Origin of the sequence: Microbacterium sp. NPDC058062 (assembly GCF_042885375.1) — a bacterium.
GTDB lineage: Bacteria > Actinomycetota > Actinomycetes > Actinomycetales > Microbacteriaceae > Microbacterium > Microbacterium trichothecenolyticum_C.
Window position 1 is genome coordinate 576,551 of sequence record NZ_JBHVSC010000004.1, and the last position, 19,792, is coordinate 596,342.

A 19,792-nucleotide genomic window follows, 5' to 3' on the forward strand; every position below is an offset into this window, starting at 1 on the left:
GCGATCACGACGAAGATGGAGTGATGGGCGACGTCCTCGAGCGGTTCGGTCCTGCTACGCAGGACTGGTTCCGCGGCGCGTTCCATGCCCCGACCGACGCGCAGAAGGGCGCGTGGGAGGCGATCTCCGCCGGCAAGCACGCTCTCGTCGTCGCGCCGACCGGTTCGGGCAAGACGCTGTCGGCGTTCCTGTGGGCGATCGACCGCGTCTTCCACGACAAGGCCCCCGCATCGCTGGCTCCCGAGGGCAAGAAGAAACGACGGGATGCTGCCGCCCCTGCCACCCGGATCCTCTACATCTCCCCCCTCAAGGCGCTCGGCGTCGACGTCGAGCGCAACCTCCGGTCGCCGCTCGTCGGGATCGGGCAGTCCGCGCGGCGCCTGGGCCTCAGCGTCCCCGACGTCACCGTCGGCGTGCGGTCGGGCGACACCCCCGCGGGTGACCGGCGCAAGCTCGTGCAGACGCCGCCCGACATCCTCATCACGACCCCCGAGTCGCTGTACCTGATGCTCACGAGCCGCGCGGGCGAGACGCTGCGCGACGTCCACACCGTGATCGTCGACGAGGTGCACGCGGTCGCGGCCACGAAGCGCGGAGCGCACCTGGCGGTGAGCATGGAGCGTCTCGACGCGCTGCGACGCTCGTTCGCACCCGATGCTCCGCCTGCGCAGCGCATCGGCCTGTCGGCGACCGTGCGTCCGATCGACGAGGTGGCACGGTTCCTCGGCGGTGCGGAGCCCGTCGAGATCGTGGCGCCGCGCGCGAGCAAGGCCTTCGACATGAAGGTCGTCGTGCCCATCGTCGACATGCTGAACCCGCCTCCGCCGCCGAGCCCGTTCGGCTCTGACGGCGACGGCTCCTGGGACGAGCCGGGCGCGGCGGACGAACCGATCGACGAGGACTGGTTCGCCGACGGACAGTCCTCGGCCTCGCGACCGAAGGCCTCCGGGGCCGGCGAGACCGAGATGACGGGGTCGGTCTGGCCGCACGTCGAGGAGGCGATCGTCGATCGCATCCTGCTGCACCGCTCGACCATCGTGTTCTGCAACTCCCGTCGCCTCGCCGAACGGCTGACCGGCCGGCTGAACGAGATCTACTCCGAGCGCCTCGGACTCGACCTGCCGGATCCGACCGTGCCCGCCGCGATGATGGCGCAGGCCGGCGCGACGGCGGGGGCCGATGCCGTGCTCGCGAAGGCGCACCATGGATCGGTCTCGAAGGAGCAGCGAGCGCAGGTCGAGGAAGAGCTGAAGTCCGGCATCCTGCGCTGCGTGGTCGCGACCTCGAGTCTCGAGCTCGGCATCGACATGGGGGCGGTCGACCTCGTGATCCAGGTCGAGGCCCCGCCGAGCGCGGCTTCGGGACTCCAGCGCATCGGCCGCGCCGGTCACCAGGTCGGCGAGGTGAGCCGTGCCGCCCTGTTCCCGAAGCACCGCGGCGACGTGCTGCACACCGCGATCGTCACCGAGCGCATGCTCGCGGGTCAGATCGAGGCGATCGCGATCCCCCAGAACCCGCTCGACATCCTCGCCCAGCAGACGGTGGCCGCCGCCGCGATCGGTCCCGTCGACGTCGAGGGCTGGTACGAGACGCTCAAGCGCAGCGCGCCCTTCCGCTCCCTCCCGCGCTCGGCGTACGAGGCGACCCTCGACCTCATCGCCGGCAGGTTCCCGTCCGACGAATTCGCCGAACTGCGTCCCCGGGTCATCTGGGACCGCGACCTCGGCGTGCTGACCGGGCGCCCGGGCGCGCAGCACATCGCCGTGACGAGCGGCGGCACGATCCCCGATCGGGGCCTTTTCGGCGTCTTCATCGCGGGCGAATCCCAGAACGCGCGGGTCGGCGAGCTCGACGAGGAGATGGTCTACGAGTCGCGCGTCAACGACGTCTTCACCCTGGGCACCACGAGCTGGCGCATCGTCGAGATCACCCACGATCGTGTCAACGTGCTGCCCGCATTCGGGCAGCCCGGCAAGGTGCCGTTCTGGCACGGCGACGGCATCGGCCGTCCCGCCGAGCTCGGCGAAGCGCTCGGCAAGTTCTCGCGCGAGGTGTCCGCGGCGAAGCCCGACAAGGCCGAGTCGCGGCTGCGCGACGCGGGCCTCGACGAGTTCGCGCAAGACAACCTGCTGGCATACCTGGCCGAGCAGCGCGAGGCCACCGGCACGCTGCCGACCGACCGCCAGCTCACTGTCGAGCGAGGCAGGGACGAGGTCGGCGACTGGCGCGTGATCCTGCACTCGCCGTACGGCATGCAGGTGCACGCGCCGTGGGCCCTCGCGGTGAACGCCCGCATCCGTGAGCGGCTCGGAGTCGACGGATCGGCGGTGGCGAGCGACGACGGGATCATCGCGCGGATTCCGGATGCTACGGCCGAGCCGCCGGGCGCGGACCTCTTCGTCTTCGATCCCGACGAGCTCGACCAGATCGTCACCGAGGAGGTCGGCGGCTCGGCGCTGTTCGCCTCCCGGTTCCGCGAGTGCGCGGCGCGCGCGCTCCTGATGCCGCGCCGAAACCCCGGCAAGCGCACGCCGCTGTGGCAGCAGCGGCAGCGATCGGCGCAGCTGCTCGAGGTCGCCCGCCGCTATCCGACCTTCCCGATCATCCTCGAGACGCTCCGCGAGGTCCTGCAGGACGTCTACGACGTGCCGTCGCTGCTGCGCCTCATGCGCGGGATCGGCGAGCGGCGCATCCGGCTCATCGAGACCGAGCCCGCGCAGCCCTCGCCGTTCGCGCGCGACCTCCTCTTCGGCTACGTCGGCGCGTTCATGTACGAGGGCGACTCGCCGCTCGCCGAGCGTCGCGCCGCGGCGCTCTCCGTCGACCCCGCCCTGCTCTCCGAGCTGCTCGGCAAGGTCGAGATGCGGGAGCTGCTCGACCCTGACGTGATCGCCCAGTTCGAGCGCGAGGCCCAGCGCGTCGACCCCGAGCGCCGCGCGCGGGGGCTCGAGGGCGTCGCCGATCTGCTCCGCCTCCTCGGCCCGCTCGACGCGGCCGAGGTCGCCGCCCGCCTGGAATCCGCCGTCGAGGCGAACGGTGCCGGTGCTCCGAACGCGACCGAGGCCGAGGCATCCGCTCTCCTCGATGCCCTCGTCTCGGCGCGCCGCGCGATCCCGGTGACCATCGCCGGCATCACGCGCATCGCCGCGATCGAAGACGCGGGGCGGCTGCGCGATGCCCTCGGCGCGGCGCTGCCCGTCGGCATCCCGACCGCGTTCCTCGAGCCCGTGGCCGACCCGCTCGGCGATCTCGTGGCGCGGTACGCGCGCACCCACGGACCCTTCACGGCGGATGCCGCGGCCGATCGCCTCGGCATCGGCGTCGCGGTCGCGCGGCTCACACTGCAGCGCCTCGAGTCGCAGGGACGCGTCACCAGCGGCTTCTTCCTGCCCGACCCTTCGACGGGCTCGGGAGCGTCGGGGGCGACGCGCGCGGATGAGACGGAGTGGTGCGACACCGAGGTGCTCCGCCGCCTCCGCATGCGCTCGCTCGCGGCGATCCGCGGCAGCGTCGAGCCGGTGCCGCAGCATGCGTACGCCCGTTTCCTCCCGGTGTGGCAGCACGTGACGCGGCCGCTCGAGGGGATCGACGGCGTCGCCGCGGTCGTCGAGCAGCTCGCAGGCGTGCCGATCCCCGCGAGCGCGTGGGAGTCGCTCGTGCTCCCCGCCCGCGTCGCGGACTACACGTCCGGCATGCTCGACGAGCTCACGGCCACCGGCGAAGTGGTGTGGTCGGGCCACGGCAGTCTGCCCGGCCGCGACGGCTGGATCGCCCTGCACCCGGCCGACGCGGTACCGCTCACGCTGGCACTCCCGGACGAGGCGGAAGAGGTCGCACCCGGCTCGCTCGACGCGCAGCTGCTCGCGGCGCTCGGCGGTGGCGGGGCGTACTTCGCCTCGCAGTTGCGGCAGACCACCGGCGCCGAGAACGAGCAGTCCGTCGTCGACGCGCTGTGGCGACTGACGTGGGCGGGCCTCGTGACCAACGACACGTTCGCGCCGGTCCGCGCGCTCGTGTCGGGAGGATCGCAGGCCCATCGGGTGAGCCGCCGCACACCCCGCGCACGGCTCTACCGGGGTGCGGCGGTGCGCGCGGTGGCAGCATCTGTTCCCGCTCGTCCACCGGCGATCGGCGGACGGTGGTCGCTGCTGCCCAGCGCCGAACCCGACGCCGCCTTGCGGGCGACCGCGACGGCGAGCCTGCTGCTCGACCGGTACGGCGTGGTGACGCGCGGCGCGGTGCAGTCGGAGGGCGTGCCCGGCGGGTTCGCGCAGACCTATCGCGTGCTCGCGGGTTTCGAGGAAGCGGGCCACTGCCGCCGCGGCTACGTGATCGAGAAGCTCGGCGCGGCGCAGTTCGCGGCCTCGGCCACCGTCGACCGGCTGCGCGAGTTCGCCGGGCTCTCCGACCCTCCGCCCTTACGGGCGGTGACGCTGGCGGCGACCGATCCGGCAAATCCTTACGGCGCCGCGCTCGCATGGCCGGCGTTGGAGGGTGTCTCCCACCGCCCGGGTCGCAAGGCGGGCGCCCTCGTCGTGCTGGTCGACGGCGCGCTCACGCTGTACCTCGAGCGTGGCGGCAAGTCCGCGCTCGCGTTCACAGGCGACGAAGCGGCGCTGGCCGCCGCCACGCGCGACCTCGCGGCGACCGCTCGCGCGCGGCGCCTCGACACCCTCACCATCGAGCAGGTGAACGGCGTGTTCGTCTACGGCACCTCTGTGGGCAGGACGCTTCGCGATGCCGGCTTCGTGGAGTCGCCGCGCGGTCTCACACTGCGCCGCCTCACTGCGGGCGATGCCCTCCGACAGGCTCAGGGGCCGGGAGGCGCTCCGGGACCGGAGGACAGGACAGGCGCACGTGCCTGAGGGCGACACCGTCTACCGCGCTGCACGGCGGCTCGACGCGGCGCTCGCAGGGGCGACCGTGACGCGCTTCGAGCTGCGGGTCCCGCAGCTGGCCACCGCGGACCTGCGCGGTGAAGTGGTGCATGACGTGGTCTCGCGCGGCAAGCACCTGCTCCACCGCATCGGGTCCTGGACGCTCCACACGCACCTCAAGATGGAGGGCGAATGGCACGTCTACCGACGCGGTGAGCGCTGGCACGCTCCCGCCTTCCGTGCGCGGGCGATCATCGGGGCGACGGCCCCCGACGGTGTCCAGTGGGAGACCGTCGGGTTCGACCTCGCCGACATCAAGCTCGTCCCGACGACCGACGAGGACCAGCTCGTCGGCTATCTCGGTCCCGATCCGCTGTCCGACTCGTGGGATCCCGCTGAGGCGACCCGTCGACTGGCGGCCGACACCCGCGCGGTGCACGTCGCCGTGCAGGACCAGCGCAACATCGCGGGGTTCGGCAACGAGTACGCGAACGAGATCCTGTTCGTGCGCGGCGTCCTGCCCACGACGCCCGCGAATGAGACGGATGCTGCGGCCATCGTGGATCTCGGAGCCCGCATGATCCGCGCGAACCGCGACCGTTCAGGACGCACCTTCACGGGTGACGCGCGCGCCGGCCGATCGACGTGGGTGTATCGACGAGAAGGTCGCCCCTGTCGCCGATGCGGCACTCTCATCCTGGGTGGCAGCATGGGCGCCGATCCGACGCGCGAGCGCATCGTGTTCTGGTGCCCCACCTGCCAGCGCTGAGTCTCGGTACCAACCTCGCTGAACCCCGGTTCCAGCACGCTTTGATCACGATGCACGGCGGACGAAATGTCGCGCCGGGGCGAGGCATCCGTTCCCGCGCGTCGTGCCACCGCGGAAACGCCGCGGTTTCCTGACCGTCACACAAGCCCGGACGATCTGTCCCACCGGACGTCAGGACCGGCCCGGATCGTCCGGTTCGGTCGCGGCTCCGTTGCGGGTGTGTGCGTCGCCATATTGAATACCCCCACACCCGATAGGCCGTGCATCGTTGCGCGGCCCGCACCAGAAGGACCCTCACGAGGTGACGATGTCCACAGGCACGGCGACCGCAGCGCAGGCTTCGGCGGAGCAGGTTCCCCCCGACGGCGACGGCGCACGCGGGGCCGTCACCCTGTCGGGGATCACGAAGTATTACGGCGAGCAGCTCGCGGTCGACGACCTGTCACTCGAGATCCAGCCCGGCGAGTTCATCTCGCTGCTCGGGCCGTCAGGCTGCGGCAAGACCACCACGCTGCGGATGATCGCGGGATTCGAGCACCCCGATGCCGGTGACATCCGCATCTCCGGCCGCTCGGTGCTCGCCGCGCCGCCGTACAAGCGCGACGTCAACACGGTCTTCCAGGCCTACGCCCTGTTCCCGCACCTGTCGGTCGCGGAGAACGTCGCCTACGGGCTGCAGCAGCGACGCACTCCGAAGAGCGAGGTGCGCGATCGCGTCACCCAGGCCCTCGACATGGTGCAGATGCGCCAGTACGGCGACCGCAAGCCGACCCAGTTGTCGGGCGGGCAGCAGCAGCGCATCGCGCTGGCGCGCGCCCTGGTGAACCGGCCTGCGGTGCTCCTGCTCGACGAGCCGCTGGGCGCGCTGGACCGCCAGCTGCGCGAGGAGATGCAGCTCGAGCTGAAGTTGCTGCAGTCCCGCCTGGGCATCACGTTCGTCTTCGTCACGCACGACCAGGGCGAGGCCCTGTCGATGAGCGACCGCATCGCGATCATGCGGGCCGGCCGCATCGAGCAGCTCGCCGACGCCGACACCGTGTACGCGCGACCGGCCTCGGCCTATGTCGCCGCGTTCGTCGGCCAGCAGAACTTCTTCCGCGGACCGGCCGCAGAGGCCGGTGCGGCGATCACCTCGCCGCACGCGCTGGTGCGTGCCGCTTCGCCGGTGCTCACGACCACGAACCTCGGCGAGGCCGCGGTGCGGCCCGAGTTCATCCGCATCGAGAAGGCGGGCTCCGGGGCCGCAGGCCCGAGCCTTCCGGACGCGAACACGGCCCGCGGCGAGCTGATCGGGGTGTCGCATCTCGGCGACACGATGCAGTACCTGGTGCGGCTCGGCGCCGACCAGAGCCTCATCGTGCGGCGGCCGACGCCGGACGCGCCGACCCTCTCGATCGGCGATCCCGTCGTCTGCACGTGGGCCGCGCATCACGTGCTGCTGTTCCCCGCCGCCGACGAGGACGCCGCGCAGCAGGGCGGCTACATCGCACCGCCGACCGCCTGACCCGCACGACTCGACCCGCACCCGACGCTCCACCGCACGACCTGCACGCCCGTCGCACGCCCGCAGCCGCAGCACCCGTCTCGGCTCCCGACCCGACTCCAGGAGTACCCGATGACCCAGCCTCGTACGCAGCTCCGCATCCTCGCCCCCGAGGGCGCAGCGCCCCTGATCGCACGCGAGCTGTCGCGCCGCCGCTTCCTGAGCCTCGCCGCGCTCGCCGGTGGCGCCACGGTGCTGGCGGCCTGCACCCCCGGCGGCAGCGGGGCGCCGGCCCCGCAGGCGACCGGCGGGGCACTCGAGGACAGCCTGTCGGTGTACACATGGGCCGAGTACGACGCGCCCGAGGTCGTGGAGGCGTTCAGCGCCGAGCTCGGGCCGAAGGTCACGCTCGACTCGTACGGATCGAATGAGGAGCTCATCGCCAAGCTCGTCGCGGCGAAGGGCACGTCCGGCTACGACATCGTGGTGCCCACGGGCGTCTTCATCCCCCAGATGATCGAGCAGGGACTGCTGCAGAAGCTCAACAAGGACCTGCTCCCCAACATCGCGAACATGGACCCGGCCTTCCTCGGCCGCGCGTGGGATCCGAGCAACGACTACTCGATCTGCAAGGCGTGGGGCACGACGGGCTACGTCTACGACAAGACCGTGATCACCCGCGAACTGACGACGTGGGCCGACTACTTCGACGCCGCGCAGAACGAGGCGAGCGGGAAGACCGCCATGTCGGACGATCCCGCCGGCGTCGTCGGCTCGTACTTCTGGGCGAACGACGTGGACTGGAACACCGACGACGCCGACGAGCTCGAGGCGGCGCGCGCCTTCCTCGTCGAGAAGATCGCCCCGCACGTCGCGGCGTTCGACTCCTCCGCAGGGGCCAACACGATCCCCCAGGGCACCCATGCTCTGCTCATGGCCTGGAACGGCGACGCGCGACTCGGCATCCAGGAGTCGTCCGACCCCGACCGCTGGCAGTGGGTGCTCCCCGGCCCGCAGACGGAGCTGTGGATGGACAACTGGGCGATCGCGACCGGGGCGGCGCATCCCGAGGCCGCCCACGCCTTCATCAACTTCGCGATGGCCCCCGAGAACCAGATGCTGAACCTCGAATGGGTCGGCTACAACGTCGGCGGCAAAGACATGCAGGGCGCGGCCGAGGAGGCCGAAGTCGAGCGGCTCGACATGATCTTCTTCACTCCGGAGCAGCTCGAGAGCATGCACGAGCAGGTGCTCAACGACTCCTTGAGCACCCGCGTCGAGATCTACAACGAGGTGAAGGCTGCCGCCGGTGCGTAATCGCGCCACCGGTGCGGTCGGGCCCGCGCTCGCGGTCCCCGCCTGGGCGTGGCTGCTCCTCTTCTTCGTCGCGCCGGTCGCCATGGTCGTGTGGTTCAGCTTCGGCTACAAGCCCGGCGTCTTCGGCACCCACGCCAACGACGTCCTGTCGTTCGACCGGTACGTCGAGGCCATCTCGCCGACGTTCTTCGCGACCTTCCAGAACACCCTGTGGGTGGGGATCATCGGCACGGTGCTCTGCTTCGCGATCGGGGCCCCGGTGGCGTATTGGATGGCCTTCAAGGTCAAACCCCAGCGCCGCGGCATCCTCATCGCCCTCGTCCTCGTGCCGTTCTGGACCAACTTCCTCGTCCGGACGATCGGCTGGCAGGTGATCCTCGCTCCCGAGGGGTGGCTGTCGACCGTGCTTCAGGGCATCGGCGTGCTCGACGGCCCGCTCGAGCTGCTCTACACGCGCGCGGCCGTGATCATCGGCGTCGTCTACAACTACCTGCCTCTGATGGTCCTTCCGCTGTTCGTCGCCTTCGACCGCGTCGGGCCGGCACTGCGCGAGGCCTCGAAGGACCTCGGCGCCGGCAAGATCGTGACCTTCTTCCGCGTCACGCTGCCGCTGTCGCAGCCGGGCATCATCGCGGGCGTGCTGCTGGTCTTCATCCCGCTGATGGGCGACTACATCACCGCCACGGTGCTGGGCGGCGCGAAGGGCAACATGGTGGGTCAGCTCGTCGCCGGACAGTTCCAGACCGCGCAGAACTGGGCGCTGGGATCCGCGATGGCGGTGCTGCTCATGCTCTTGATCATGGTCACGATCGGGGTGTGCGCCGTGATCATCTGGCTCGTCGCGCTGCCGTTCCGCTCTCGAAACCGGCTGGTTCTGGGGCCGGTTCCCGAGACCGCGAAGACGGATGCTGCCCCCGCCGCGATCCTGGAGGCCACGACGTGACCACGCAGACCGAGACCGAGACGATCCTGCAGGCAGAGGCGCGGGCCGCCCGCCCGGGCGCCGCGCCGCGCCGGCGCCCCCGCAGGTCATGGTCGGACGTCGGCTTCGGCGTCTGGGGCCTTCTCGTCATGCTGTTCCTGTTCCTGCCGATCATCGTGATCGTCGTCTACTCGTTCAACACCGGCCGCCTGCTGGCGGTGTGGGACGGGTTCGGATTCGACGCCTTCGCCTCGATCCTGGTGAAGCCGGCGATTCAGAACGCCGTGCGGGTATCGCTCATCACTGCGCTGATCGCGGCGATCATCGCGACCGTCCTGGGCACCCTGGCCGGGATCGCGATGGCGCGGCACCCAGGCAAGTGGGTGTGGTGGTTCCTGGGGCTCCTTCTATTGGTGTCGGTCACGCCCGAGATCGTCGACGCCGTCGCGCTGCTCCCCTTCATGGTCTTCCTCGGCCAGGACCTCGGCCTGTCGATGTTCAACGACGGCATCGTCCGCCTGTCGGTCGGCTCGTCGCTGTTCGCGACCGCGGTCGTGTCGTACATCGTGCGCGCCCGGCTCGTGGGTCAGGACGCGCAGCTGGAGGAGGCATCCGCCGATCTCTACGCCACGCCCTTCACGACGTTCCGACGGATCACCCTCGCCCTCGCGATGCCCGCGGTGCTCGCCGGCTTCCTGCTGGCGTTCACGCTGAGTCTCGACAACACGATCGTGGCGGCCTTCGTGCAGGTGTCGGGCACGACGCCGTGGCCCGTGTACGTGCTCAGTGCACTGCGGACCGGGCTGCGTCCCGAGATCGCGGCCGTGTCGACGATCATGCTGCTGCTGACGCTCGTCGCGCTCGCCCTCGTGGCGCTCGTGCTCAAGCGCGCGGGCGACTCCGCGACGCAGATCGCGCGCACGATGACGGGCGGCTGATGCGGTTGTGCGACCCTATGCTGTTGCGGTGACCCGACTCCTGCTCCTCATCGACATCCAGCGCGACTACTTCCCCGGCGGGCGGCACCCGCTCGTCGACCCGGACTCCGCCGCCGATGCCGCTGCCCGACTCCTCGCCGGATTCCGCACGTCGGGCGAGCGGGTCGTGCACGTCCAGCACGTGTGGGACGCACCGGACGCCGCGTTCTTCGCCCCCGGAACCCCCGGGGTGGAGTTCGATCCGCGGGTCGCACCCGACGGCGAGGAGCACGTCATCGTCAAGCATGAGCCGAACGCGTTCCTGGGGACGGGGCTCGAGTCGCTGCTGCGCGCAGCGGACGCCGACGAGGTCGTCGTCGCGGGCATGATGTCCAGCATGTGCGTGGACGCGACGGTGCGTGCGGCGTCCGACCTCGGCTTCACCATCGCCGTCGCGCAGGACGCGTGCGCCGCACCCGACCTCGCCTACGACGGCCGTACGGTGCCGGGCGCCCAGGTGCACCTCGCCTTCATGGCGGCGCTCGACGGCACGTATGCCCGGGTCGCCGACGTCGATGCGCTCGTGGGGGAGCTCGTCGCCGGCTGAGTCCGCGACAACCTGTCCGACCCGCCGGACAACTTCCGACACGCAAGCCCTGCATCGACCCGGCCGACGGGTGAGGATGGGAGCACCACACACCGCATCGGAGTTGATAACCGTGGGCACGACCGTCTTCGAACGACAGCGGCCGGCAGCATCCGTCGTCCAGCATTCCCTCGCCGACACGAAGCACTCGGTGTTCTGGCGCGACGACCTTCCCGACAGCCTCCTTCCCGACCGGCCCGCGCTCGTCGGCACGCACCGCGCCGACCTCGTCGTCGTGGGTGGCGGATACACGGGCCTGTGGACGGCGCTCCTCGCCACCGAGCGCGACCCCGACGCGAAGGTCGTGGTCGTCGAGGCGCAGCGCGTCGGCTGGGCCGCGTCGGGCCGCAACGGCGGCTTCTGCGAGGCCAGCCTCACCCACGGCCACGAGAACGGCATGGCCCGCTGGCCGAAGGAGATGCCCACGCTCGACCGGCTCGGCCAGGAGAACCTCGATGCGATCGAGGCCTCCGAGGCCCGCTTCGGCATGGACTTCCAGTTCGAGCGCACCGGGCAGCTCGCTCCCGCGATCGAGCCGCACCAGGTGGAGTGGCTGAAGGAGTGGGCCGCCGAGGGCGAGGAAGGCGTGGTCTATCTCGACCGGGCCGAGGCCCAGGCATCCGTCCACTCCCCCACGTACCTCGCTGCGGTGTGGGAGAAGAACGCGTGCGGCATGGTCCATCCCGCCCGCATGGCCGCCGAGCTCGCTCGCGTCTGCGAGGAACGCGGCGTCGTGATCTTCGAGCGCTCCCACGTCACCGGCCTCGACACGAGCGGACCGGGCGTGGTCGTGACGACCGCCGACGGCCGGGTCGAGGCATCCCGTGCCGCGCTCGGCACCAACGTGTTCCCGTCGCTCATCAAGCGCAACCGGCTCATGACGGTTCCCGTGTACGACTACGTGCTCATGACGGAGCCGCTCACCGACATCCAGCTCGCATCGATCGGCTGGCAGGACCGCCAGGGCATCGGCGACATGGCGAACCAGTTCCACTACTACCGGATTACCCAGGACAACCGGATCCTCTTCGGCGGCTACGACGCGATCTACCGGTACGGCCGAAAGGTGGATCCCGAGTACGAGAATCGGCCCGAGACCTGGGCCAAGCTCGCCAGCCACTTCTTCACCACCTTCCCGCAGCTCGAGGGGCTGCGCTTCACTCACCAGTGGGCCGGTGCGATCGACACCTCGACCCAGTTCACGGCGTTCTTCGGCACCGCGCGCGACCGCCGCGTCGCGTACGCCGCCGGCTTCACCGGGCTCGGCGTCGGGTCGACCCGCTTCGCCGGCGAGGTCATGCTCGACCTGCTCGACGGCGTCGAGAACGAGCGCACTCAGCTCGAGATGGTGCGCAAGCGCCCGCTCCCGTTCCCTCCCGAGCCCGCGGCGTCGATGGGCATCAACGCCACCCGCTGGTCGCTGGACCGCGCCGACCACAACAAGGGCAAGCGCAACCTGCTGCTCAAGACGCTCGACGCGCTCGGTCTGGGGTTCGACTCGTGAACCCCGCGATCGTGACGGATGCCGCGTCCCTCGAGCTCGACCTCGAGCCGCTGCCCGCCGACCAGGTCGTGCAGGGCTCCCCGGCCACCGGGTTCGCCGAACTCGGCGGATTCGGGGGGATCGAACTCGGCGTGTGGGAGCACACGCCGGGCGCGTCGACCGACGTCGAGGCCGACGAGGTCTTCGTCGTGCTGTCCGGCTCGGCCACCGTGTCATTCGACGACCCGGCCCTCGAGCCGATCGAGCTCCGCGCGGGGTCGGTCGCGCGCCTGACGGCAGGCATGCGCACGGTGTGGACGGTGCGCGAGACGCTGCGCAAGGTCTACATCGCGGGCTGATTCCGGGCTCACCACCGATCCCCGCGTCTGCGGCGCAGCCAGAGGTCGCACGGCTTCGTGGACCCGCGCCTCGCGCCGTGGCAGGGCTTCACCTCGTCGGTCTTCGACCAGTAGACGTTCATCAGCACCTCGCAGTCGCAGAAGCCGCCGCCGCTCTCGAGACGACCCTCGAGGGCGACGGCACGCGGCGCCAGCGCATTGCGGTAGGTGCGCGCAAGGTGCAGCGAGCCGTCGCAAGGCGCGTCGCGCAGGACGCGGTCGAGATAGCACGCCAGGCATTCACCACCCCGCGGAGCGATGATCGCGGCGGCGAGCTCACGAACGAACGATTCGGCTTGGAGGTCGATGGCTGTTTCCATGGCGAGAGCATGACGCCGGGCTCCGACATCGAAGTGCTAGCATTGCCAGCAGTCGGAAGGAGCAGCCATGGGTGCCATCACCGTCCGCAACCTCGACGACGATGTCCAGCAGCGTCTCAAGGAGCGTGCAGCCGCGCACGGCCGCTCGATGGAGGCGGAAGCGCGAGCGATCCTGACGAGCGCGGTGTCGCCCAGCAGCATGATCGTCGATTGGGTCGACGCGGCGAGCAGTCTCGCCATCGACCTCGAACCGCCCGCGCGCAGCCTCCCCCGCGAGCTCGATCTGTCGTGATCATCCTCGACACGAATGTGCTGTCCGAACCGCTGCGCTCGACGCCTGACACCGCCGTCGTCGCCTGGATGACATCGCAGACGGATGCCGCGATCACCGCGATCACCGTCGCTGAGCTCCTCGTCGGTGCCCGGCGGCTTCCGGAGGGTGCGCGCCGCGAGCGGTTGATCGCGGCCATCGAGTCGATCCTCTCGGGGAGTCGTGTGCTGCCATTCGACGAGCGGGCCGCTCGGAGGTACGCACGCCTGCAGGAGGCTCGCCGGATCGCCGGACGCCCCTTGTCTGTGGAGGACGGGATGATCGCCGCGATTGCGGCCGCGCACGGTGCGACGCTTGCGACGCGCAACACGAAGGACTTCGAGGATCTCGGCATCGACCTCGTCGACCCCTGGGAGCCCGCGGACGCGTAGACGCGTCAGCGTCCTGCCGACCTCCGCACGAGCAGCGCCAGATGCAACGCGGTCTGGGTCTCGCCGTCGTCGAGATCGGCGCCGAGGAGCTCCTCGATGAGCGCGATGCGCTGGTAGAACACCGACCGGGACAGATGGGATGCCCCCGCCGCCGCGGTGCGATTGCCCGGGTGGGCGAGCATCGCCTCGAGGACGTCGAGCAGGTCGCCCGACCGCGAGAGGTCGTAGGCGATGAGCGGCGCCAGCATGCGCTCGCCATGCTCGAGCACGCGATGGTCATCACGCAGGGCGGTGACCAACTGCACGAGCGGACGATTCTCGGCGCGCCGCAGGTGCGGGCCGCGCCCCGAGCGCCGCCTCCGGCCGCCCGCGAGGTCGACCGCCTCGTGCACCGAGGCGAGCGCGGCATCGATGCCCTCAGCACTGCGCCCGACCGAGACGGTGACGCGCTCGACGTCACCGGCATCGACGAGGGCACGCACGAATGCGACCACGGCGGCATCGTCGAACACGGCCTCCGGCGGCAGCGACACCAGCATCGTGGTCGCCGGCGCAACGACGCCCGCCGGCGCCGACCCCGCCAGCGCGCGCCCTCGCAGGGCGCGGGCGGCAGCATCCGCCCGCTCCACCGCCACCGGCGCGCCCGACACGACCAGCCCGTGGAGCTTTGCACCGCGCAGCGGCAGGCCGGCCGCCTCGAGGCGCGCAGCGGCGCCGCCGACCCCGGCGAAGCGTCCGGCGAGCAGCCCGTCGACGAGGCGGCGCCGGCCGATCCGCGTCCATTCGTCGGCGTCGCCGTCCGCGAGACGGCCCACCGCGAGGGCGATCGCGCCCTGCTCGAGCACGGCGGTGCGTCCGGCTGCGTGCTCCGGTCCCGGCAGCGCGATGAGATTTCCCCAACGGATGCCTCGTGCCTCGACCGGGACGATCAGCCAGTCGTCCGCTCCGGCAGGGATGCCGCGCTCCCGGCGCTGCTCGGAGCGCCGGTGCGCGGAGCGCGATCGCAGCTCCCACTCGGTGAAGAGCTCCTCCTCCATCGCCAGCGGCACCTCTGCCGCGACGACCTCGTAGCCGAGGTTCTCGAGCACGATGGGCGCGCCGAGGGTCTGCGCGAGCTGGTGGACGATGAAGTCCGCGGGCGATCCGCGCAGCACGAGCGCCGTGAACCGCTCGCGCACCTCGTCACGCGCGCGCAGCGCGTCGGTCTGCCCCGTGATGATGCGGCTGTGGACGGCCTCGGTGACCGTGACGAACTTCAGCTCCCGGTGGAGCACGACCAGGGCGAGGCCGCGCTCGCGGGCGGCCTCGACGACCACCGCGGGAACGTACCGATAGTGGGTGCCCAGCTCGAGCACGAGGCCGGAGAGCCCCGCGTCGGCGAGCTCGTCGACGAACCGGCGCAGGTCCCCCGGCTCCACCGGCCACGACGAACCGGTCGACAGCAGCATCTCGCCGCCGTCCAGCAGGCGAGCGACGCCGGCGCTGTCGGAGACGTGCAGCCAGCGCACGCGCGCATCGAGCGCATCATCGCCGACGAGCACTTCGGGAACGCCCTGCGCGACCGCTTCGAGCGCGATCACTTCGCGCACGGTCGGGAGGATCTCATCTGCGGATCGATCTGCCGGACGATCCGTGTGGATCGTCCGATCTTCGCGACGGTCGGGCACCGTGGCCGCCTCTTCTTCTCTGACAGGCTGGGACCCGTCAAGCCTAGGGGATCACCACACGATCTGTCCGACACCGAGAAGGAGCCACCCATGAGCATTGCCGAGAGCGCCGTCGCGCCCGCGACCACGGACGCCGACGTCCGGGTGATTTCGCACTGGATCGATGGTGCGGAGCGTGCGTCGTCGTCCGGTCGGACGGCGCCGGTCTACAACCCCGCGACGGGCGCCGTGTCGGCCCGGGTCGCGTTGGCCGATCAGGCGGAGGTCGATGCAGCGATCGCGTCGGCGGTGGCCGGGTTCCAGGTGTGGAAGGGCTTCTCGATCGCGCGGCGGCAGACGGTGCTGTTCGCCTTCCGGGAGCTGTTGAATTCGCGGAAGCGGGAGCTGGCGGAGATCATCACGGCGGAGCACGGCAAGGTGCTCTCGGACGCGATGGGTGAGATCCTCCGCGGCCAGGAGGTCGTGGAGCTCGCGACCGGGTTCCCGCACCTGATCAAGGGCGCCTTCTCGGAGAACGCGTCGACCGGGATCGACGTGTACTCCCTCAAGCAGCCGCTCGGGGTGGTGGGGATCATCAGTCCGTTCAACTTCCCGGCGATGGTGCCGATGTGGTTCTTCCCGATCGCGATCGCCGCCGGCAACGCCGTGATCCTCAAGCCCAGTGAGAAGGACCCGTCCGCCGCGCTGTGGCTCGCGCAGCTCTGGAAGGAGGCGGGACTGCCGGATGGGGTGTTCACGGTGTTGCAGGGTGACAAGCTCGCCGTCGACGGGCTGCTCACCTCCCCGGATGTCGCGTCGATCTCGTTCGTGGGGTCGACGCCGATCGCGCAGTACATCTACGAAACTGCCAGCAAGCACGGCAAGCGGGTGCAGGCGCTCGGTGGCGCGAAGAACCACATGCTGGTGCTCCCCGACGCGGACCTGGACCTGGTCGCCGACCAGGCCGTGAACGCCGGGTACGGCGCCGCCGGGGAACGCTGCATGGCCATTTCCGTCGTCCTCGCCGTCGAGCCGGTCGCCGACGGCCTGATCGCCAAGATCTCCGACCGCATGGCGAAGCTGAAAATCGGAAACGGGGCGGGGGTGGACGGTGTCGAGCCCGACATGGGCCCGCTCATCACCGACATCCACCGCGACAAGGTCTCCTCCTATGTCGACATCGCCGAGCAGGACGGGGCGAAGATCGTGGTCGACGGCCGCAACTACACCGTGGACGGTCATGAGGATGGGTTCTTCTTCGGGCCGACGCTGATCGATGACATCCCCACCACCAGCCGGGCGTATCAGGAGGAGATCTTCGGACCGGTCCTCTCCGTCGTCCGCGTCTCCTCGTACGACGAGGGTCTCGACCTCATCAACAGTGGCCAGTTCGGCAACGGCACCGCGATCTTCACCAACGACGGCGGCGCGGCCCGCCGGTTCCAGAACGAGGTGCAGGTCGGCATGATCGGCATCAACGTCCCGATCCCGGTGCCCGTCGCGTACCACTCGTTCGGCGGCTGGAAGCAGTCCCTGTTCGGCGACGCGAAAGCCTACGGCGTCCACGGCTTCGACTTCTTCACCCGCGAAAAGGCCATCACCTCCCGCTGGCTCGACCCCGCCACCCACGGCGGCATCAACCTCGGCTTCCCCCAGAACAACTGACGCGACTCGCAATCAGCGTCGCCCGGATTGCCGACGCGTTTCGTCTCGCTCGTTCCTCGCTCGCTCAACGACCGGAGCAAAATGACTGACACACTCATCCCCGCCCCCGCCATCTACACCGATCCCGAGGCCGACGCCCGCGTCCGCGCGGACGACCGCGGCCACGTGTTCCACTCGTGGAGCGCGCAGGCGCTCATCGATCCGCTCCCCATCGCCGCGGGTGAGGGGTCGACCTTCTGGGACTACAACGGCAACGCCTACCTCGATTTCAGCTCCCAGCTGGTGAACCTCAACCTCGGGCATCAGCATCCGGATCTCGTCCGGGCGATCCAGAATCAGGCGGGTCGTCTCGCGACGATCCAGCCGTCGATGGCGAACGACGTGCGCGGCGAACTCGCCCGCCGCATCGCCGAGGTCGCGGGCGACGGCTTCGAGAAGGTGTTCTTCACGAACGGCGGCGCCGATGCGAACGAGAACGCCGTGCGCATGGCTCGCCTCGTGACCGGTCGCCGCAAGGTGCTGTCGATGTACCGCAGCTACCACGGCAACACCACCACGGCGATCTCGCTGACCGGCGACCCGCGCCGCTGGCCGAATGAGCCCGCGGACGGCTCGACCGCGAAGTTCTTCGGTCCGTACCCCTACCGCTCGGCGTTCCACTCGTCGAGCGCCGAGGAGGAGACGCAGCGCGCGCTCGAGCACCTCGAGCAGACCATCGTGCTCGAGGGTGCGTCGACGATCGCGGCGATCATCATCGAGACCATCGTGGGCACGAACGGCGTGCTGGTGCCTCCCCCCGGCTACCTCGCCGGCGTGCGCGAGCTGTGCGACCGCTACGGCATCGTCTACATCGCCGACGAGGTCATGGTGGGCTTCGGCCGCGTGGGCGAGTGGTTCGCGTTCCAGGCGTTCGACGTGCAGCCCGACCTCATCACGTTCGCGAAGGGCGTGAACTCGGGCTACGTGCCGCTCGGCGGCGTCGTCATCTCCGACCGGATCGCCTCGCACTTCGACACCGTCTCCTTCCCCGGCGGGCTCACGTACTCGGGCCACCCGCTGGCGTGCGCGGCGGGCGTCGCCACGTTCGAGGTGTTCGAACGCGACGGCATCCTCGAGCGCGTGCGCGACCTCGGGTCGCGCGTCGTCGAGCCGCGTCTGCGCGACCTCGCTTCGCGGCATCCATCCGTCGGGGATGTGCGGGGAATGGGCCTCTTCTGGGCGATCGAGCTCGTCAAAGACCCCGAGACCCGCGAGCAGCTCGTCCCCTTCAACGCGAGCGGGACGGATGCTGCACCCATCGCCGCGGTCGCCGCGGCGTGCAAGCGGGAAGGGGTGTGGCCCTTCACGCACTTCAACCGCGTGCACGTGGCGCCTCCGCTGGTGATCACCGAGGACGAGCTGGTGCGTGGACTCGACGTCATCGACCGGGCCCTCTCGACCGCCGACGAGTACGTCACGCGCTGATCAGCACCCCTTTCCGGCCCCGCGTCCATTCCGGGCGCGGGGCCGTTGCACGCCCGTCACCGAATCGTTCCGATGCGCGGGAATGAATCACCCCTCCCCACCGTTATTTCTGTACTCAGCACCATGTGCTGCTCCAGGAGGGGACCGTGGGAAAGAACTACATCGACATCGAGAACGACCAGGGCGAGATGCTGCGGTACCGCAAGCACGTCAACGGTCGGGGCCTGATCGCGCACGGAGCGAAGGTGCACCCCAGCGCCATCGTCGAAGCGGGGGCGTATGTCGAACCGGGCGTGCAGATCGCCGCAGGCGCGCACGTCGGCCGGGGCGTATGGGTCGAGACGGATGCCGTCATCGGACCTGACGCCGAGATCGCACCGCACGCCCACATCGGGCCGCGCGCGGCCATCGGCCCGCGCGCGAAGATCGGCGTGCGCACCCAGGTCGGGCACGACGCCCGTGTCGCCGGAGGCTCGCTCATCGGCGACGACGAGACGATCGCCGACGGCGAGCGCGTCGCCACCGACAAGCGCGGACTGCGCCTGGCTGCCTGATCGTCGCGGTGGCGCGTCGGCGCCACCGCATAGGCTCGCGGCGTGCTTAGACGCGTCCTCATCGGAATCCTGCTGCTCGTCATCGCGGGCACGGCCTACTGGTGGTTCATCGGGCGCGACGTGGGCGCCGAGGTCGCGCCGCCGGCGCCGGGCATCTCCGCCACGATGCCGGCGATCCCGGCGGATGCCTTCGAGATGACCGTCGAGAGCGTCCACGACGGCGACACGCTGCGCGCCCGCGTCTCAACTCCGAACGACGTCGTCGGCGATCTCGAATCCACGCGCGTCCGCCTGCTGGGCATCGATACCCCCGAGATCTCGCCCGAACTCGACTGCTGGGGTGCGGAGGCGACGGCGAAGCTGACCTCACTCGTCCCTGTGGGATCGACGATCTGGGTCGCCGCCGACGTCGAGGTGCACGACCAGTACGGCAGAACACTGCTCTACGTCTGGACGCCCGACGGCCGGTTCGTGAACGGCGAGCTCGTCGCGCAGGGCGATGCGCGGGTCGAGGTCTATTCGCCGAACCGCAGCCAGGAGACCCTGCTGCGCTCACTCGAATCCGCGGCCGTCGCCGAGGCTTCCGGACAGTGGGGCGCGTGCGGCTGAGCCGTCACGCGGGTGCGGCG

Annotated in this window: 17 protein-coding genes; 15 read left to right on the forward strand and 2 right to left on the reverse strand. The window is 70.4% G+C overall.

Going from position 1 to position 19,792, the window contains the following annotated elements:
• Positions 1-23 precede the first annotated feature (23 nt).
• The 9 genes from ACFVSU_RS15895 to ACFVSU_RS15935 all read left to right on the forward strand — a co-directional run bounded on the left by ACFVSU_RS15895 (position 24) and on the right by ACFVSU_RS15935 (position 12,773).
• Positions 24-4,865 (forward strand): DNA glycosylase AlkZ-like family protein, encoded by a 4,842-nt coding sequence (locus ACFVSU_RS15895; protein WP_387144875.1) that lies wholly within the window; start codon positions 24-26, stop codon positions 4,863-4,865.
• Positions 4,858-5,646, forward strand: coding sequence for a DNA-formamidopyrimidine glycosylase family protein (locus tag ACFVSU_RS15900; protein WP_387144878.1), 789 nt, complete (start codon positions 4,858-4,860; stop codon positions 5,644-5,646). The genes ACFVSU_RS15895 and ACFVSU_RS15900 overlap by 8 nt, the downstream gene beginning before the upstream one ends.
• A gap of 307 nt (positions 5,647-5,953) precedes the next feature.
• The gene (locus tag ACFVSU_RS15905; protein WP_387145281.1) at positions 5,954-7,150 is read left to right on the forward strand and encodes an ABC transporter ATP-binding protein; all 1,197 of its coding nucleotides are present in this window, start codon (positions 5,954-5,956) and stop codon (positions 7,148-7,150) included.
• 111 nt (positions 7,151-7,261) lie between these two features.
• Complete coding sequence (locus tag ACFVSU_RS15910) at positions 7,262-8,446, forward strand: PotD/PotF family extracellular solute-binding protein (RefSeq protein ID WP_387144881.1); 1,185 nt, start codon at positions 7,262-7,264, stop codon at positions 8,444-8,446.
• The gene (locus tag ACFVSU_RS15915; protein ID WP_387144885.1) at positions 8,439-9,389 is read left to right on the forward strand and encodes an ABC transporter permease; all 951 of its coding nucleotides are present in this window, start codon (positions 8,439-8,441) and stop codon (positions 9,387-9,389) included. Before ACFVSU_RS15910 ends, ACFVSU_RS15915 begins: the two co-directional genes overlap by 8 nt.
• A complete protein-coding gene (locus ACFVSU_RS15920; protein WP_387144888.1) occupies positions 9,386-10,306 on the forward strand; it encodes an ABC transporter permease in 921 nt (306 codons plus the stop codon). Before ACFVSU_RS15915 ends, ACFVSU_RS15920 begins: the two co-directional genes overlap by 4 nt.
• Positions 10,307-10,334: 28 nt before the next feature.
• Positions 10,335-10,892, forward strand: a complete 558-nt coding sequence (locus tag ACFVSU_RS15925) for a cysteine hydrolase family protein (protein ID WP_387144891.1) — start codon at positions 10,335-10,337, stop codon at positions 10,890-10,892.
• Between the two features lie 112 nt (positions 10,893-11,004).
• On the forward strand, positions 11,005-12,435 hold the full coding sequence (locus ACFVSU_RS15930; protein WP_387144894.1) for an NAD(P)/FAD-dependent oxidoreductase: 1,431 nt from the start codon (positions 11,005-11,007) through the stop codon (positions 12,433-12,435).
• Entirely contained in the window at positions 12,432-12,773 is a 342-nt protein-coding gene (locus tag ACFVSU_RS15935) for a cupin domain-containing protein (protein WP_387144897.1), read from the forward strand. Before ACFVSU_RS15930 ends, ACFVSU_RS15935 begins: the two co-directional genes overlap by 4 nt.
• A gap of 8 nt (positions 12,774-12,781) precedes the next feature.
• Here the strand turns inward: ACFVSU_RS15935 and ACFVSU_RS15940 are convergent, their stop codons facing one another.
• Entirely contained in the window at positions 12,782-13,132 is a 351-nt protein-coding gene (locus ACFVSU_RS15940) for a DUF2695 domain-containing protein (protein ID WP_387144900.1), read from the reverse strand.
• Positions 13,133-13,199: 67 nt separating this feature from the next.
• On the opposite strand from ACFVSU_RS15940, the gene ACFVSU_RS15945 reads away from it, so the two are divergent.
• Both ACFVSU_RS15945 and ACFVSU_RS15950 read left to right on the forward strand, forming a co-directional pair.
• Entirely contained in the window at positions 13,200-13,424 is a 225-nt protein-coding gene (locus tag ACFVSU_RS15945) for an Arc family DNA-binding protein (RefSeq protein WP_387144903.1), read from the forward strand.
• Positions 13,421-13,834: a type II toxin-antitoxin system VapC family toxin gene (locus tag ACFVSU_RS15950; RefSeq protein WP_387144906.1), complete on the forward strand. Its 414-nt coding sequence runs from the start codon at positions 13,421-13,423 to the stop codon at positions 13,832-13,834. The genes ACFVSU_RS15945 and ACFVSU_RS15950 overlap by 4 nt, the downstream gene beginning before the upstream one ends.
• 5 nt (positions 13,835-13,839) lie before the next feature.
• Here ACFVSU_RS15950 and ACFVSU_RS15955 read toward each other — a convergent pair whose 3' ends face one another.
• Positions 13,840-15,423 carry a PucR family transcriptional regulator gene (locus tag ACFVSU_RS15955; RefSeq protein ID WP_387144909.1) on the reverse strand — a complete coding sequence of 528 codons (1,584 nt, stop codon included), beginning with the start codon at positions 15,421-15,423 and terminating at the stop codon, positions 13,840-13,842.
• A gap of 168 nt (positions 15,424-15,591) precedes the next feature.
• Between ACFVSU_RS15955 and ACFVSU_RS15960 the strand changes: the two genes are divergently transcribed.
• The 4 genes from ACFVSU_RS15960 to ACFVSU_RS15975 all read left to right on the forward strand — a co-directional run bounded on the left by ACFVSU_RS15960 (position 15,592) and on the right by ACFVSU_RS15975 (position 19,772).
• Entirely contained in the window at positions 15,592-17,145 is a 1,554-nt protein-coding gene (locus ACFVSU_RS15960) for a CoA-acylating methylmalonate-semialdehyde dehydrogenase (protein ID WP_387144912.1), read from the forward strand.
• Between the two features lie 81 nt (positions 17,146-17,226).
• The gene (locus tag ACFVSU_RS15965) at positions 17,227-18,609 is read left to right on the forward strand and encodes an aspartate aminotransferase family protein (protein ID WP_387144915.1); all 1,383 of its coding nucleotides are present in this window, start codon (positions 17,227-17,229) and stop codon (positions 18,607-18,609) included.
• A gap of 146 nt (positions 18,610-18,755) precedes the next feature.
• Positions 18,756-19,163 carry a transferase gene (locus ACFVSU_RS15970; RefSeq protein WP_056372272.1) on the forward strand — a complete coding sequence of 136 codons (408 nt, stop codon included), beginning with the start codon at positions 18,756-18,758 and terminating at the stop codon, positions 19,161-19,163.
• A 42-nt stretch (positions 19,164-19,205) separates the two neighbouring features.
• A complete protein-coding gene (locus ACFVSU_RS15975; RefSeq protein ID WP_387144918.1) occupies positions 19,206-19,772 on the forward strand; it encodes a thermonuclease family protein in 567 nt (188 codons plus the stop codon).
• Positions 19,773-19,792 lie beyond the last annotated feature (20 nt).